At 66.3% G+C, this 14,926-nt stretch carries 16 protein-coding genes; 5 read left to right on the top strand and 11 right to left on the bottom strand.

Annotation, left to right across the window (positions count from 1 at the left end; all coding sequences use genetic code 11):
* Positions 1–229: 229 nt before the first annotated feature.
* From rplS to ffh, 7 genes are all read right to left on the bottom strand, one after another.
* The gene (gene rplS, locus AC1KVE_RS09255) at positions 230–637 is read right to left on the bottom strand and encodes a 50S ribosomal protein L19 (RefSeq protein WP_005989873.1); all 408 of its coding nucleotides are present in this window, start codon (positions 635–637) and stop codon (positions 230–232) included.
* A gap of 145 nt (positions 638–782) precedes the next feature.
* Positions 783–1,541, bottom strand: coding sequence for a tRNA (guanosine(37)-N1)-methyltransferase TrmD (gene trmD / locus AC1KVE_RS09250; protein ID WP_054590930.1), 759 nt, complete (start codon positions 1,539–1,541; stop codon positions 783–785).
* A gap of 61 nt (positions 1,542–1,602) precedes the next feature.
* On the bottom strand, positions 1,603–2,115 hold the full coding sequence (gene rimM, locus AC1KVE_RS09245) for a ribosome maturation factor RimM (RefSeq protein WP_016901486.1): 513 nt from the start codon (positions 2,113–2,115) through the stop codon (positions 1,603–1,605).
* 44 nt (positions 2,116–2,159) lie between these two features.
* A complete protein-coding gene (gene rpsP, locus AC1KVE_RS09240) occupies positions 2,160–2,420 on the bottom strand; it encodes a 30S ribosomal protein S16 (protein ID WP_011036396.1) in 261 nt (86 codons plus the stop codon).
* A 97-nt stretch (positions 2,421–2,517) separates the two neighbouring features.
* Positions 2,518–3,315 (bottom strand): aminotransferase class IV family protein, encoded by a 798-nt coding sequence (locus AC1KVE_RS09235; protein ID WP_435014782.1) that lies wholly within the window; start codon positions 3,313–3,315, stop codon positions 2,518–2,520.
* Positions 3,306–4,376, bottom strand: coding sequence for an NAD(P)H-dependent flavin oxidoreductase (locus AC1KVE_RS09230; RefSeq protein ID WP_481092334.1), 1,071 nt, complete (start codon positions 4,374–4,376; stop codon positions 3,306–3,308). The genes AC1KVE_RS09235 and AC1KVE_RS09230 overlap by 10 nt, the downstream gene beginning before the upstream one ends.
* Positions 4,377–4,468: 92 nt before the next feature.
* Positions 4,469–5,845, bottom strand: coding sequence for a signal recognition particle protein (gene ffh / locus AC1KVE_RS09225; protein ID WP_016901489.1), 1,377 nt, complete (start codon positions 5,843–5,845; stop codon positions 4,469–4,471).
* Positions 5,846–6,204: 359 nt separating this feature from the next.
* Here ffh and AC1KVE_RS09220 point away from each other — a divergent pair, with 359 nt between their 5' ends.
* Positions 6,205–6,996 (top strand): cytochrome C assembly family protein, encoded by a 792-nt coding sequence (locus tag AC1KVE_RS09220; RefSeq protein WP_016901491.1) that lies wholly within the window; start codon positions 6,205–6,207, stop codon positions 6,994–6,996.
* A 52-nt stretch (positions 6,997–7,048) separates the two neighbouring features.
* Here the strand turns inward: AC1KVE_RS09220 and AC1KVE_RS09215 are convergent, their stop codons facing one another.
* Positions 7,049–8,098 (bottom strand): aldose epimerase family protein, encoded by a 1,050-nt coding sequence (locus tag AC1KVE_RS09215; protein ID WP_481092333.1) that lies wholly within the window; start codon positions 8,096–8,098, stop codon positions 7,049–7,051.
* 239 nt (positions 8,099–8,337) lie between these two features.
* Here AC1KVE_RS09215 and AC1KVE_RS09210 point away from each other — a divergent pair, with 239 nt between their 5' ends.
* Positions 8,338–9,921 (top strand): alpha-N-arabinofuranosidase, encoded by a 1,584-nt coding sequence (locus AC1KVE_RS09210; protein ID WP_481092332.1) that lies wholly within the window; start codon positions 8,338–8,340, stop codon positions 9,919–9,921.
* 186 nt (positions 9,922–10,107) lie between these two features.
* Here AC1KVE_RS09210 and AC1KVE_RS09205 read toward each other — a convergent pair whose 3' ends face one another.
* Positions 10,108–11,073: a LysR family transcriptional regulator gene (locus AC1KVE_RS09205; RefSeq protein WP_126965694.1), complete on the bottom strand. Its 966-nt coding sequence runs from the start codon at positions 11,071–11,073 to the stop codon at positions 10,108–10,110.
* Between the two features lie 135 nt (positions 11,074–11,208).
* Between AC1KVE_RS09205 and AC1KVE_RS09200 the strand changes: the two genes are divergently transcribed.
* From AC1KVE_RS09200 to AC1KVE_RS09190, 3 genes are all read left to right on the top strand, one after another.
* The gene (locus AC1KVE_RS09200) at positions 11,209–11,484 is read left to right on the top strand and encodes a DUF2798 domain-containing protein (protein WP_126965693.1); all 276 of its coding nucleotides are present in this window, start codon (positions 11,209–11,211) and stop codon (positions 11,482–11,484) included.
* A gap of 174 nt (positions 11,485–11,658) precedes the next feature.
* Complete coding sequence (locus tag AC1KVE_RS09195; RefSeq protein ID WP_481092331.1) at positions 11,659–11,832, top strand: hypothetical protein; 174 nt, start codon at positions 11,659–11,661, stop codon at positions 11,830–11,832.
* 68 nt (positions 11,833–11,900) lie between these two features.
* Positions 11,901–13,250 (top strand): glycoside hydrolase family 16 protein, encoded by a 1,350-nt coding sequence (locus AC1KVE_RS09190; protein WP_481092330.1) that lies wholly within the window; start codon positions 11,901–11,903, stop codon positions 13,248–13,250.
* Between the two features lie 62 nt (positions 13,251–13,312).
* Here the strand turns inward: AC1KVE_RS09190 and AC1KVE_RS09185 are convergent, their stop codons facing one another.
* Together AC1KVE_RS09185 and AC1KVE_RS09180 are read right to left on the bottom strand one after the other, a co-directional pair.
* Positions 13,313–13,681, bottom strand: a complete 369-nt coding sequence (locus tag AC1KVE_RS09185) for a response regulator (RefSeq protein ID WP_024938072.1) — start codon at positions 13,679–13,681, stop codon at positions 13,313–13,315.
* Positions 13,674–14,837 carry an ATP-binding protein gene (locus AC1KVE_RS09180; protein ID WP_481092329.1) on the bottom strand — a complete coding sequence of 388 codons (1,164 nt, stop codon included), beginning with the start codon at positions 14,835–14,837 and terminating at the stop codon, positions 13,674–13,676. The genes AC1KVE_RS09185 and AC1KVE_RS09180 overlap by 8 nt, the downstream gene beginning before the upstream one ends.
* Positions 14,838–14,926: the final 89 nt, after the last annotated feature.

The raw sequence follows: 14,926 nt of genomic DNA, 5'->3' as shown, positions 1-14,926 counted from the left end.
GCTCGCCGAGTGGCGACGAAAAGACATCCCGCCCACTGCGCAGCAACCGCTGTGCTCACGTGCAAACCTATGAGCATCGCGCCTATGAGCATCGCGTACGCACAACCGGCGAATCCCTAATCCCTAATCCCTAATCTCGATTCCCCAATCCCGATTCCCCAATCCCCACAACGCAAACGGCCGCCCGAAGGCGGCCGTCTGGCAACAGCAGGACAAGCCTGCCAGTAACTTACTCAGCCTTGGCAGCAGCCTGGCGAGCGGCCTTGGCCTGTGCAGCGGCGGCCAGATCTTCCTTGATGCGGGCAGCCTTGCCTTCCAGACCACGCAGGTAGTACAGCTTGCCGGCGCGCACCTTACCGCGACGCTTCACTTCGACCGAGTCGATGATGGCGCTGTGGGTCTGGAACACGCGCTCGACGCCGAAGCCGTGCGAGATCTTGCGCACGGTGAACGCGGAGTTCAGGCCGGCGTTCTTGGTACCGATCACGACGCCCTCATAGGCCTGCACGCGCTCGCGGTTGCCTTCCTTCACCTTGACGTTCACCACGACGGTGTCGCCCTGGTTGAACTCGGGAAGCTTGCGCTGAATCTGGGCGGCTTCGAAGTCAGCCAGGATGGTCTTGTTGAGTTTGCTCATGATGGGCACCGCGTGTCTGGTGATATTGGACCGGCAGTCGCCGCACGGCGATTGCTCGAGGTTCGTAGGAGGGCCAGACGCAAGGCTGGCCAGCAAGCCGCATATTGTACCCCAATCGATAATGCAAGAGCTAGGGGTGGAGCCCTTATTTCTCGTCGCCCGGGGCGAGTTCGCGGCGAAACTCGTCCAGCAGACGGCGATCGTTCTTGTCCAACCCGGCTTCATCGAGCAAGTCCGGGCGACGCAACCAGGTCCGGCCCAGCGACTGCTGCCGACGCCAGCGCGCAATTGCAGCGTGATTGCCCGAGCGCAAGACTTCCGGCACATCGCCCCAGTCATGGGTCGCTGGATGGCTGTAATGCGGGCAGTCGAGCAGGCCTTGCGGGCCTTCGAAACTGTCCTGGGCTGCGGATTCGGCGTCGTTCAACACCCCCTCCTGCAACCGCGTCACCACATCCACCAGCACCGCCGCGCCCAACTCGCCACCGGACAACACGTAGTCGCCGATGGAGATTTCCATATCCACCGCCTGCGCCAGAAAGCGCTCGTCCACGCCTTCGTAGCGCCCGCACAGCAACACCATGCGTGGCAACTGCGCCAGCTCGCGAGCGAGCGGCTGGGTGAGCGGCCGCCCCTGCGGGCTGAGATAGATCACCGGCGCCGGACGCGCGTCTGCCGCTTGCACCGCGTCCAGACAGGCCCGCAACGGCTCGATCAACATCACCATGCCGGGCCCGCCACCGAACGGACGATCGTCCACCCGGCGGTAATTGCCCTGCGCATGCTCGCGCGGATTCCAGCCCTGCAATTCCAGCAAGCCACGCTCCTGCGCCCGCCCGACCACACCGAACGCCGCGCATTGCGCGATGAACTCGGGGAACAGGCTGATGACGTCGATGCGCACTGGGGAATCGGAAGTGGGAATGGGGAAAGCAATAGCGGAGCGGCGCGATGCGCCATTCCGGTCAGAAATCCGGATCCCAGTCCACCACGATCAGGTTGGCTTCGAAGTCGACCGACTTGACGAAATCCGGCAGCACGAACGGCACCAGCCGCTCGCGATCGCCGCGCACCACCATCACGTCGTTGGAGCCGGTGGAAAACAGGTGCGACACCGTGCCGAGCTTGACGCCTTCGACGGTTTCCACCTGCAGCTCTTCCAGATCCACCCAGTAATATTCATCGGGCTTGGGTGGCGGCAGCACGCTGCGCGCGACGTAAATCTCGGTTCCGTGCATGGCCTCGACGGTGTCGCGGTCGGTGACGTCGGGGAACACCGCAATCAGATTCTTGCCCTGATCGCGCCCACGTACGCCGCTCACGACTGATTCCTGCCCCGAGGGCGTCCGCACGATCCACGGCTGATACCGGAAGATCGCACTGCGCGGCTCGGTCCAGGATTCGAGCTTGAGCTCGCCCTTGACACCAAAAGCGCCGACAATCCTGCCTAACAGGATGCGGCGCTCGGTCGGCTTCATCTGCGTCGACTCTGGGCCAGGCGCTGGCGCCCGGCCCTCCAGGATCAGGCCGCAGCGGCCTGGGACTTGGATGCTTCGCGATACAGGTTGCGCACCTTGTCGGTCAGCTGAGCGCCCTGGCCGACCCAATGGTCGACGCGAGCAACGTCCAGCACGACGCGCGGTTCTGCGCCCTGCGCAACCGGGTTGTAGTAACCCAGACGCTCGATGTTGCGGCCGTCGCGCGCGCTGCGCACGTCGGTCACGATGATGTGGTAGAACGGACGCTTCTTGGCGCCGCCGCGGGTCAGTCGAATCTTGACCATGGTGTCGTTTTCCTGAGTTGCCCAGTCGCCAGAATGGCGCGGTAAGCCGGCGATTATAGCGGGCTCCGGCGGCGAAGCCAAGTCACCCCGGAATCGCTCAGATCCCCTGCCAGGCCTGGGTCTGCAGGGCCTGCTCCAGCAATGGCAGCTGCGCGGCCTGCGCCGGCCACGACGCCGCGCCGGCTTGCACGATCGCCTGCTGGCCGCGCGCGTTGCAGCTGAAGGCGCCATCGAAACCGCCCAGCTCGCTCAGCACGACCGGGCGAAACTCCTGCTGAATACCGAGCGTCTGCAGGCCGGCCTGCAGCAGACGCTGCTGGGTGCCGGGCAGCGCCGGCCCTTGCGGCCACACCACCCTGCCCTGCTGCCACACGCCCAGATTCCAGAAGGCGCCCTCCAGCAGATGCGCCTGCGCGTCGATCAGCAATGCGTCGTCGTAACCGGCCGCCATGGCCTGGCGACGCAGATGCAGCAGCGCGAAGGTGCCGACATGCTTGTGCCGGGGTTGCTCGCGCACATGACGGACCGGCTGCACGCGCAACGCGGTAGCTGGCATCCGGGCTGCGGGCGCGATGGAGATCAGCACATCGAGCGCAAGCTGGCGCAATGGATCGCGCAGGTCGAAATCCTGCGCAAACACGGTGATGCGCACGCTGGCGTCTTCGCAGTTCGCAGCCGACAACGCAGCGCGCAACTGGGCGCGCAGGGATGCCTCATCGATCGATGCACCGAACAGCGCAGCGCCGTCGTATTGCAGCCGCTGCAGATGCAGGTCCAGCCCGCGTACCGCTCCGCCGCGCACCTGCAGGGTGGTGAAGTGGCCGTAATTGATCAATGCGGCCGCGCCCAACTGCTGCGCTGTCGCCACTGCGCCGTTGCAGAAGATCAGCGGCACAACAGCGCCTGTGCTTCAGCCCACCACTGGGTTAGCAATTGCGCGGCAGGCTGGGCAGGTGCCATCCAGGCCGATTGGCCAGCCCAGGCCTGCATGGCGTCCAGACGGTTGTCGCGCGCGGCGGCCTGACGCATCGGTGCGGTCAGCGCGCGCTGCACCGGATACGGCGCCGGCACCGGCGCCTCGGCGGCAATTGCAGCACGCACATAGGGCGTGGCGAGCGCACGCCCCAGCCGGCCGGAAAATGCACGGGTCGGCTGGGTCTGTTCCGGTTCGGCCCGGGCCAGGGCGTCCGCCCAGGCACTGGGCAGCGCCGCCTCGGGCGTGCGCAGCAGGCCGGTACCGATCTGCACGGCGCTCGCGCCCAGCGTCAGCGCCGCGGCAATGCCGCGCGCATCGGCGATGCCGCCTGCGGCGATCACCGGAAGATCCAGGTGATCGACCAATCGTGGCAACAAGGCGAACAACCCGGTCATCTGCCGCTCGGCGCGACCGGCATCGAATGCACCGCGATGCCCACCGGCCTCGGCGCCCTGCGCAACCACCGCATCAGCACCGGCCGCCTGGGCCGCACGCGCTTCGTCCAGCGTGGTGGCGCAGGCAAACCAGGCGATGCCGGCGCTTTTCAGCCGCGCAACCTGATCGGGCCGAAACACGCCCATGATCGATGAGGCGACGGCGGGCCGTGCGGCGAGCAAGGCGTCGAACTGGGCATCGAAGTCGGCCGGTGTTGCGTCGCCCGCATCCTCGGGAACTGGCGGCCCCCACTGCGACACAAACGCACGCACGCGCGCCTCTGCCGCGGCGTCGCGCACAGGGGCCGGATCGGGAATCCACAGATTGACCTGCGCAGGCCCGGCGCTCGCGTCGCGAAACGCCGTCATCCACGCCACGATGTCCTGCGGTTGCGACAACACCGCACCCATCGCGCCCATGCCGCCGGCCTCGGCAACCGCCGCCGACAACGGCACCGGGCAGGCGCCGGCCATGGGGCTGAGCAGGATGGGAAGGCCTAAACCAAAACGCTGCTGGAAGGCGTCGATCTGCGAAAACGAACCCATCGTGCGCGGCCTGAAGTGATGACGCGTCATGCGCGAGTTCAACGCCACGCGTGCCTGTCGAAGGACTTACCGCGCGCGTCGCCGATTGAAACTCAACGGAACGGCATGCCGCCGCGGCCGCCCATGGCGCCCATCATGCCCTTCATGTTGCGCATCAGGCCCTTCATGCCACCGCCGGCCAGCTTGCCCATCATCTTTTCCATCTGCTGGTACTGCTTCATCAGCTTGTTGACGTCGGCCGGCTGCATGCCGGAGCCCCGGGCGATGCGGGCGCGGCGCGAGCCGTTGAGCAGAGCCGGGTTGCGGCGCTCCTTCTTGGTCATCGAGTTGATGATCGCGATCATGCGCGGCACTTCCTTGCCGGTGACCTGCTGCTTGACGTTGTCCGGGATCTGGCCCATGCCCGGCAGCTTGTCCATCAGCCCATGGATGCCGCCCATGTTCTGCATCTGCTCGAGCTGTTCCTTCATGTCGTTGAGGTCGAACTTCTTGCCCTTGGCGACCTTGGCGGCGAGCTTGGCGGCCTTTTCCTGGTCGACGCTGTGCTCGACCTGTTCCACCAGCGACAGCACGTCGCCCATGTCCAGGATGCGGCTGGCGACGCGGTCGGGATGGAACACGTCCAGGCCGTCGGTCTTTTCGCCGGTACCGACGAACTTGATCGGCTTGCCGGTGATGTAGCGCACGCTCAGCGCGGCGCCGCCACGGGCGTCGCCGTCGGTCTTGGTCAGCACCACGCCGGTCAGCGGCAGCGCCTCACCGAAGGCCTTGGCGGTGTTGGCCGCGTCCTGGCCGGTCATCGCATCGACCACGAACAGGGTTTCGGTCGGGTTGACCGCGGCGTGCAGCGCCTTGATCTCCTCCATCATCGCCGCATCGATGGCCAGGCGGCCGGCGGTATCGACCAGCAGCACGTCGGCGAACGACTTGCGCGCATCGCTGATGGCGGCGCGCACGATGTCGACCGGCTTCTGCGAGGCGTCGGACGGGAAGAACAGCACGCCGACCTGCTCGGCCAGGGTCTTGAGCTGCTCGATCGCGGCCGGACGGTAGACGTCGGCCGAGACCACCATGACCTTCTTCTTGCGCTTTTCCTTCAGGTGCTTAGCGAGCTTGCCGACCGTGGTGGTCTTGCCCGCGCCCTGCAGGCCGGCCATCAGGATGATCGCCGGCGCCGGCACGTTGAGGTTGAGGTCGGTGGCGGCCGCGCCCATCACGGCGGTCAACTCGTCGCGAACGATCTTGATCAGCGCCTGGCCAGGGGTCAGCGACTTGAGCACTTCCTGACCGACCGCGCGCACCTTGATGCGCTCGATCAGCGCCTGCACCACCGGCAGCGCCACGTCGGCTTCGAGCAACGCGATGCGCACTTCACGGGTGGCTTCGCGGATGTTCTCCTCGGTCAGGCGGCCGCGGCCGCGCAGGCGCTCCATGGTGCCGGAGAGACGTTGGGTAAGGGACTCGAACATGCGCAAGGGACCGCGTGAGGGGAAACGGGCGTCGATTATAGCGGCAGCGGCCAGCCGGCCGCCCCGGCGGCCGCCCACAGCCCGACCGGCGAAGCCGACCCGCAAGCAGCCTCACCAACGCGCAGCAATGCGCACGGCCAACCAGCGCAGCAGCGCCAGGACGGGAACGGCAACTGCGATGCCAGCAGGTAGCCTTGCCCGCTCGCGCTCCGCCCCCAGCACGCCAGCCCACCTCCAGCCCCGCAGCTCGCAACTGCTCTCCCGATTCCCGATTCCCGATTCCCGATTCCCGATTCCCGATTCCCGAATCCCGAATCCCGAATCCCGAATCCCAGCCCCCAATATGCGAAACTTCCACGATGACAATCGTTCTCATCGCGTTCGCCTTGTATCTGCTGGCCACGGCACTGCTCACCCGCTCGGTGCTGCGCGATGGCAACCAGGCGCCTGCACGCTGGCTGATCCCGGCACTGGCAGCCGTGGCGCTGCACGCCGGGTACCACGTGCTGGTGGCGCTGCGCACCGCCGGCGGGCCGGACATGCATTTCTTCGCAGCGCTATCGCTGTGCGGCCTGGGCATGGCCGCGCTGACGGCGGTGTTCGGCGCGCGCGGGCGCATGGCGGCGGTGGGCGTGGTGGTGTTCCCGCTGTCGGCAATCCTGCTGGCCTGCTATCACGCTTACGGCCACGAACCGAGCTCGGACCTGGGCTGGCGGCTGGAACTGCACGCGTGGATGGCGCTGCTGGCCTACGCCACCTTGGGCATCGCCGCGTTGCTGGCGATCATGCTGTGGCTGCAGGAGCGCGCCCTGCGCCGGCGCGACTTCCATACCTGGCTGCGCGCGCTGCCGCCGTTGACCGAGCTGGAGACGCTGCTGTTCCGCACGATCACCGTCGGCTTCGTGCTGTTGAGCCTGACCCTGCTGACCGGCCTGCTGTTCGTGCAGGACTTCCTGGCGCAGCGGCTGCTGCACAAGACCGTACTCAGCATCCTGTCGTGGATCGTGTTCGGTGCGCTGCTGATCGGGCGCTGGCGCAATGGCTGGCGCGGCACCAAAGCGGTGCACTGGACGCTGACCGCGATGGCGCTGCTGGTGTTGTCGTTCTTCGGCAGCAAGTTCGTGATCGAACTGGTGCTGGGGCCGCGCTGATCGCGTTGGCTGCAGGCCCGTCCAGGCCCCGCCGTCGCCACACCGCCCGCGCTCAGGCGTCCAGCGCAGCGCTCACCGCCGCCCACGGCTGATCCGGCCCCGGGCTGGCGAAGTGATAGGCGATGCGGCGGCGGTAGACCTGCCCGGGCCGCAGGATCGTCGACGGGAAATTGGGGTGGTTGGGCGCGTCCGGGTAGTCCTGCGGCTCCAGGCAGACGCCGCGGCCGAGTCCGGGATGGTGGTCGTCCAGATGCTGGCCTTCGTAGAGTTGCACCGCCGGTGCGTCGCTGCTGATGCGCAGCGCCACGCCACTGTGCGGCGAGTACAACTCGGCAACGCAATCGGCTCCGGCGGCCAGCACCAGGCATTGGTCGTAGCCCTTGCCGAGCACCACCTGCGGATGCGACGGATCGCTTTTGTCGGCCAACGCCGCAGCATGGCGGAAATCGAACGGCGTGCCGGCGACCGAGGCGATTTCGCCGGTCGGAATCGATTCGGCATCCACCGGCAGATAGCGATCGGCCGGCACCCGCAGCACCTGCAGCGCGGCGCGCCGATGCGGGTCGCCGGATAGGTTGAAGTACGGGTGATGGGTGAGGTTCAACGCGGTGGCGGCATCGCAGTGCGCCTCGAAGTCCAGCTGCAGGCTGCGTCCGCGCAATTGCAGCCGCGCACGCACCTGCAGATTGCCGGGATAGCCTTCTTCGCCATCGGGCGAGTCGTAACCGAGCAGCACCTGGTCAGGTGCATGCTCTAGCACGCTCCACACGCGCCGCCCGAAGCCGCGCAGGCCGCCGTGCAACTGGTTGCGCCCCTCATTGGCGGCCAGCGTGTGGGTGACCCCATCCAGCGTGTAGCGCGCGCCGGCGATGCGGTTGCCGAAGCGGCCGACCAGGATGTTGAGGCTGTCGCCATCGGCGGCGTAGGCCGGCAGATCCGGCAATGCCAGCAGCAGCGGCACCACCCCATGCTCGGTGGTCAGCCGCAGCGCATGCAGGATGCCGCCGTAGGTGAGCACCTCCGCCTCCAGCCCGGCAGTGCTGCGCAGCGTGAGCGCGTGGACTTCGACACCGTCTGGCAACTGCCCGAACACTCGCTGCATGGATCGTCCTGCCGATACTGGAAGCTGGCGAGCATAGCGGGGGAGCGCGGTCGCCGACCATGCCCCGGCGCACATCCTGGCGTGCGATGCGATGATCGTGTCGGCGAGACCTGCGCCAGCCCTGGCTGATTGATCGCGATGCAGCGACAACCTGCCATTGCAGGCACTAGGCTAGCGACGCGCCCGCCCCGCAGCGGCGTGTGACCACCTCGATCGATCAGCACAGGAGCGCCAAGCCGATGCAGTGGATTTCCCCCGCTTTGCGAATCTCACCGGGACGGCTGTTGCAGGCTGTCGTTGGCGCGGCCTTGCTCGCCAGCGCGCTCGCCGCCCCTGCGGCCGAGGTCAAGGTGACCGGCACGCTGCGCGTGGACCAGCCCGGTGCGCAGGTGTCGCGGCAGCTGTTCGGCCAGTTCGCCGAGCATCTGGGCACCGGCATCTACGGCGGGGTGTGGGTCGGCGAGGACTCGGCGATTGCCAATACGCGCGGCTATCGCAACGATGTGCTGGCAGCGTTGAAGGCGATTGCAGTGCCCAACATCCGCTGGCCCGGCGGCTGTTTTGCCGACGAATACCATTGGCGCGATGGCGTCGGTGCGCCGGCCAAGCGCCCGGTCAGCGTCAACACGCACTGGGGCGGCGTGGAAGAGTCCAACCGCTTCGGCACGCACGAGTTCATGGAGTTCACCGAACTGCTCGGCACCCAGGCCTATATCGCCGGCAACGTGGGCAATGCGGCGCCGGACGAGATCGCGCAGTGGGCGGAATACATGACGGCGCCGACCCGCTCGAGCCTGGCCAACGAGCGCCGCGCCAATGGCCGCGACGCACCGTGGCAGGTGCCCTACTTCGGCGTCGGCAACGAGCTGTGGGGCTGCGGCGGCAACATGCGCGTGGAGTACGCGGCCGACGTCTATCGGCGCTACCAGACCTTCGTCAAGGCCCCGGCCAATCAGAAGATCCTCAAGATCGCGCCCGGCCCCAACAACGACGATTACCACTGGACCGAAGTGATGATGCGCGAGGCCGGTACGCTGATGGACGGCCTGAGCCTGCACTACTACACCGTGCCAGGTGGCTGGCCACCGCGCGCCTCCTCCACCGACTTCGACGAAGCCGCCTGGATCGACACGCTGTCGCGCACGCTGGTGATGGACGAGCTGATCCGCAAACACAGCGCGATCATGGACCGCTACGACCCGGGCAGGAAGGTCGCACTGGTGGTGGACGAATGGGGCACCTGGTACGCCGGGCTACCGGATGCGAACCCGGGCTTTCTGCATCAGCAGAACACGCTGCGCGATGCACTGGTGGCGTCGTTGAACATCGACATCTTCAGCGCGCATGCCGAACGCGTGCGCATGGCCAATATCGCGCAGATGGTCAACGTGCTGCAGGCGATGATCCTCACCGACGGCGACAAGATGGTGCTGACACCTACCTACCACGTGTTCGCGCTGTACAAGCCCTACCAGGACGCCACCCAGCTGCCGTTGCAACTAAGTACACCCGAGTATCGCCATGGCGATGTCCACGTACCCGCAGTGCACGGCTCGGCGGTCAAGGCCAGGGATGGACACGTCTATATCGCCCTGACCAATCTGGATGCGACGTCGGCCGCGAACGTCAGTGTGCAGGTGGATGGCCTGACGGCGCGCGGGGTGACCGGGCAGATTCTGACCGGGCCGGCGATCACTGCGCACAATACCTTTACGCAGCCGCGCACGGTGGAACCCAAAGCGTTCGAGGGGGCACGCGTGCAAGGCAACGCAGTGACTGTCGCGCTGCCGGCGCGCTCGGTGGTGATGCTCAAGCTGGAGTGAGCGATGGCGGCGGCAGCATCAACTGCCGCCTTAGTCGTTGGTCGAGAACGACAACTGCGCAAACTGCGTCTTCAGCGTCGTTCGCTCTCAAGCAACCCGGCGTCCATCACGCATCAGCACGTCACGCCCGCGTGCACCCTGTCGAACAGAGCACGAACCAGGCGCGCTCCAGATGTCAGATGCTGGCTACACCCCGGTCGCTGCGTGAGCCGGCGCCGGCGCGGGCTCGGCAGTACGCCATTGCACCGGCAGGCGTTCGAGCACGTGCTCCATGAAGGCGCGCACCTTCGGGGTGAAGTCGCGGCGGTCGGCGACGCAGAGGTAGATCCGCAGCGGCTCCGGTAATGCCTGGGCTGTGCTGCCGAGATCGGAGACAAACAGCGGCTGCAGCTCGCCGCGCTGCAGGTAAGGCTGCACGACATAGGCGGCCAGGCGCGCGATGCCGCCGCCGGCCGCGGCCATGGTGGCGAGCGCATCGATATCGTCGCTGACCATCGCCTTGCCCAGTTCCGGCTGGAAGCGCACGCCATTGCGCACGAAATTCCACGGCAGGCAGCGCCCGTCGACCGGGTAACGCAGCAGCAGGCAATCGTGATACTTCAAGTCGTCCGTGCCCTGCGGCGTCCCGCAGCGCGCCAGATACTCGGGCGCTGCGCACACCACCAGCGGCACCTGGGCGATGCAGCGTGCGACCAGGCCGTCTTCCAGCTGCGCTTCGATGCGCAGGCTGACATCCACGCTTTCCTGCGCGTGCTGCACCGCCCGGTCGGTGCACAGCAGCTCGATCTCCAGCTGCGGGTACTGCTGACGCAGGGCCGGCAGCATCGGGGCGAGCACGTGCCGCGCGAAGGCCGCGGTGCTGGCCACCCGCAAGCGCCCCGCCGGCGCCTGCTGCGGCCCGGCCACTGACTGGCGCGCGCGCTCCAGGTCGCGCTCCAGCTGCCGCACCTGCTCGAAGTACAGCGTGCCGCGCTCGGTCAGCGCCAGGCTGCGCGTGGTCCGGTGCAGCAGACGCACGCCCAGGTGCTGCTCCAGCCGCGCGATGTTCTGGCTGACCGCAGCCGCGCTGATCCCCAGCAGCTTGGCGCCTCCGGCAATGCTGCCGGCATCGACAGTACTGACAAAGCTACGGATGGACTGAAGAATGTTCATTGGTCAGGCGAGTATTACCAAACGATTCGTAAGTTTTTCTTACGTAAGCCGCAAGGCTACGCGATCTACCCCGCCCGCGGTGGCGTCTCTACAGTGCTGCCCATCACGCCGATCCGCGGCAACCGAGGCCACTGCATGTCGTCATCTCCCCCCTCCTCCCCATTGCTGCGCCCGCGCTGGAAACTCGGCGTGCGCACCACCCCGTTCGTGTTCGCGTTCTATATGGCCACGATCATGGCCTTGCTGATGTGCCTGGTGATCACCGGCGCCAATACCGGCCTTGCCCCCGGCTACCTGTGGCGCGTACTGGATGCCTACCGCATTGCGATGCCCACCGCGTTCTGCTGCGTGCTGGTGGTGCGACCGTTGGTGATACGGCTGGTGGCCTGGACGGTGCATGCCGGGCATTGAGTCTGGCGTATGCGGCATGCGCGAAACGCTGCCGCAGGCAATCGTGTCGATGCATCCGCAAGGCCATCGATGTGCCACAGCACCTGGCTTGCCGGCCAAGGTGGCATTCCCTGCGCGGCAGCCACCAGAGCCCGCCAACACGCACATGCGTTGGCGCTCGGAGCATCTGCCGGCTTGAACGCAGTGACCTGGACGCCGCAGATGCCGTCGCGCCCGCAACGAAACATCCGCAGCCAGCTGCTGCCACGCAACATCCGGCGCATGCAGTCTGCGACCGCCGTCATGCCAATGCTGGATGATTCCGGAATGAACACCACGGAACTGAAACGCGCCACACAATTGCTTTGACACTGAAGTAGCCGCTGCGCAGCGTCACTTCTCCCTGGACGTCGGTCCACTTTTTGGAGACGCACGCAATGAACACGCTACGCAGTGTCGCTGTGCAGTTCGCCTTGCTATGCGCAGTGGCGATGCCACCAGGCGCACACGCGCAAACCCTGGTGTGGGAGGACAATTTCAACGGCCCCGGCATCGACGGCAACAAGTGGACCTACGACGTCGGCAACGGCTGTCAGATCGGCCTGTGCGGCTGGGGCAACGGGGAGATGCAGTACTACACCAGCCGCGCCGAAAACGCGCGTATCGATAACGGCCGGCTGGTGATCGAAGCGCGACGCGAAGCGTTCCAGGGCATGTCGTTTACCTCGGCGCGTCTCAAGACCGAAGGCCGCATGCACTTCAAATACGGCACGCTGGAGGCGCGCATCAAGACGCCGGTGGTGGGCAACGGGCTATGGCCGGCGTACTGGATGCTGGGCACCATCGGCGTGTGGCCAGGTCGCGGCGAGATCGACCTGCTGGAAGCCGGCATGGCCGCGGCGATCGCCAATGGCACCGCCAATCGCCGTATCGGCGCCGCGGTGCACTGGGACTATAACGGCCAGCAGGCCGACTACGACACCAGCTACACCAGCCCGGTGGATCTGCATGCCGACTTCCATGTGTACCGCATGACCTGGGACCCGCAGTTCATCCGCGTGTCGATCGATGGCCAGCAATACTTCGAGTTTGCGATCTCCAATATCGAAGGCGCCTCGCTGCACGAATTCCATCAGCAGCAGTATCTGCTGCTCAATCTCGCCGTCGGCGGCGCCTATACCGGCATCACCTCGCCTGCGGCGGTGACCGCGCCGTTGCCGGGCAGGATGGAGATCGATTACATCCGCCTGTATCAAAACCCCGGTTCGCAGCTGTACGTGGGCGCGCAACACGCGGCGCCCGCAGGGCGCTTCGGCGTGTTCACCGAGCAGGCCGATACCAGCGGGCGACTCAACTTCGGCCAGGATGCCGAGCTGTATCTGTGGAACAACCTCACCCCGATTGCGCAGGCGCCGTTCGAAGGCAGCAACGTGATGGCCTACCGCGCCAATGCCGGTGCCTGGTATGGCCTGGGCATCCAGACCGACTATCGCAACATGGCCGCCTATGCCGGCGGCGCGCTGAAGCTGCACCTGAAAACCACCACGCCATCGACCTTCAAGATCGGCATCAACACCAGCTTTGGCGACAGCTGGGTGGATTTTGTCGCGGGCGGCAATCAGTACGGCCTGGTGCGCGATGGCGCCTGGCATGAGGTGAGCATTCCCTTCAGTGCGTTCTACGACCTGGATCTGCAGGCGGTCAAACAGATGTTCATGCTGGTGGCCGATCCGCCGGCTGCGCCAGTGGAGATCGCCATCGACAAGGTGTATTACCAGAGCCGTTGAGCAGCGCAGGCGCAGGACGCTCGGTCACGGCCCCTGCAGCGCAGGACAGCCGCAGCCAACGCTCAGGCGTTGGTTGCCACGCCTTTCAACACATCGATCAGCTGACGCAGGCGATACGGTTTAGGCAGGAAATCCACCTGCGCCGGCAGCGGCGGCAATTGCGCCTTTGCAAACCCCGAGGCCAGGATCACCCGCGCCTGCGGCAGCAGCTGCGCCACGTGTTCGCTCAGTTCGATGCCCGACATGCCGTTGGGCATGCGGATGTCGCTGAAGACCACATCGTAGGGGCCGTTCTCGCGCAGCATGCGCAAGGCGCTATGGCCGTCGTCGGCGGTTTCGACGGTGATGCCTGCGTCGCGCAGCGCCTCGCCGATCAGTTCGCGCAATTCCTGCTGATCTTCCACCATCAACAGACGCAGGGATTCAGTCATGCTCAGCCTCCTCGATGGCCGGGAGAAACAGGGTAACGGTGGTGCCGCGGCCAGGCGCAGTGTCCAGCTCGACAAAGCCACCGGATTGGGACGCAAAGCCGTGTACCTGGCTCAATCCCAGGCCCGAACCCTTGCCCACGTCCTTGGTGGTGAAAAACGGCTCGCTGGCGCATTGCGCCACGTGTGCCGACATGCCGGGGCCATCATCGCGTACGGCAATGCTGACGTAAGCGCGCGGCCGGCCATGCGGATCGGATGGCGCAGCACGCTGCTGCAGCGCCGTTTCCAGCACGATGGTGCCGCCGCCCGGCATGGCATCGCAGCTGTTGAACACCAGATTGAGCAAGGCCGCCTCCAGTTGGCCAGGGTCCACGCGGATATCGGGCAACTGTTCGGCGAACGCCAGCGACAGCACGATCCCGGCCGGACAGGCACGCCGCAGCAGCTCCAGCGAGTGCGTCACCACCGCGTTGGCGCCGTGGCGTTCGGGAATCAGCCGCTGCCCGCGCGCAAAGGCAAGCAGCTGGCGTGTCAGCAAGGTGCCCCGATCGACTGCCGTCTGCGCCGCGTCCACCAGCATGCGCGTACGCGCGTCGTCGCCGGCACGCAGCGCGATCAGGTCCAGGCTGGTCACCATCACGGTCAGCAGGTTATTGAAATCGTGCGCCATGCCGAGCGTCAGGCGACCCAGCGCGTCCACCTTCTGCGACTGCAGCAGGGCATGCTGCGCATGCTGCAACAGCTGCTGCGCCTGGTGCCGCTGGTCGATGTCGCAGGTGACCTTGGCAAACCCCACCAGCACACCGAATTCCAGCACCGGCTCGATCGCCACGCTTGCCCAGAAGCGGCTGCCGTCCTTGCGCACCCGCCAGCCTTCGGTCGCAAAACGCCCCTCGCGTCTGGCGGTGTCCAGATTGCGGGCAGGTTCGCCGCCCTGCGCATCCTCCGGCAGATAGAAGCGCGAAAAATGCGAGCCAATGATCTCGGCGGTGGTGTAACCCTTGATGCGCTCGCCGCCGGGATTCCAGCTACACACGTGGCCGCCCGTATCGAGCATGTAGATCGCGTAATCGGACACGCTCTGCACCAACAGCTGGCACTGCCGGCTGTCGTGAGAAAGCGGCCCCGCACTGTCGACGGCCGTTTCCGCATCCATCACGCAACTTTCCCCCGGAAAAGCGCGCGACCATAGTGACGAGTGCGTGAAGGCTGCGTGCAAGCCGACCCGGCTGCAGAACGTCAAAA

The organism is Xanthomonas sp. NCPPB 2864 (assembly GCF_056675615.1).
This window is presented reverse-complemented; position numbering and strand designations above follow the sequence as displayed.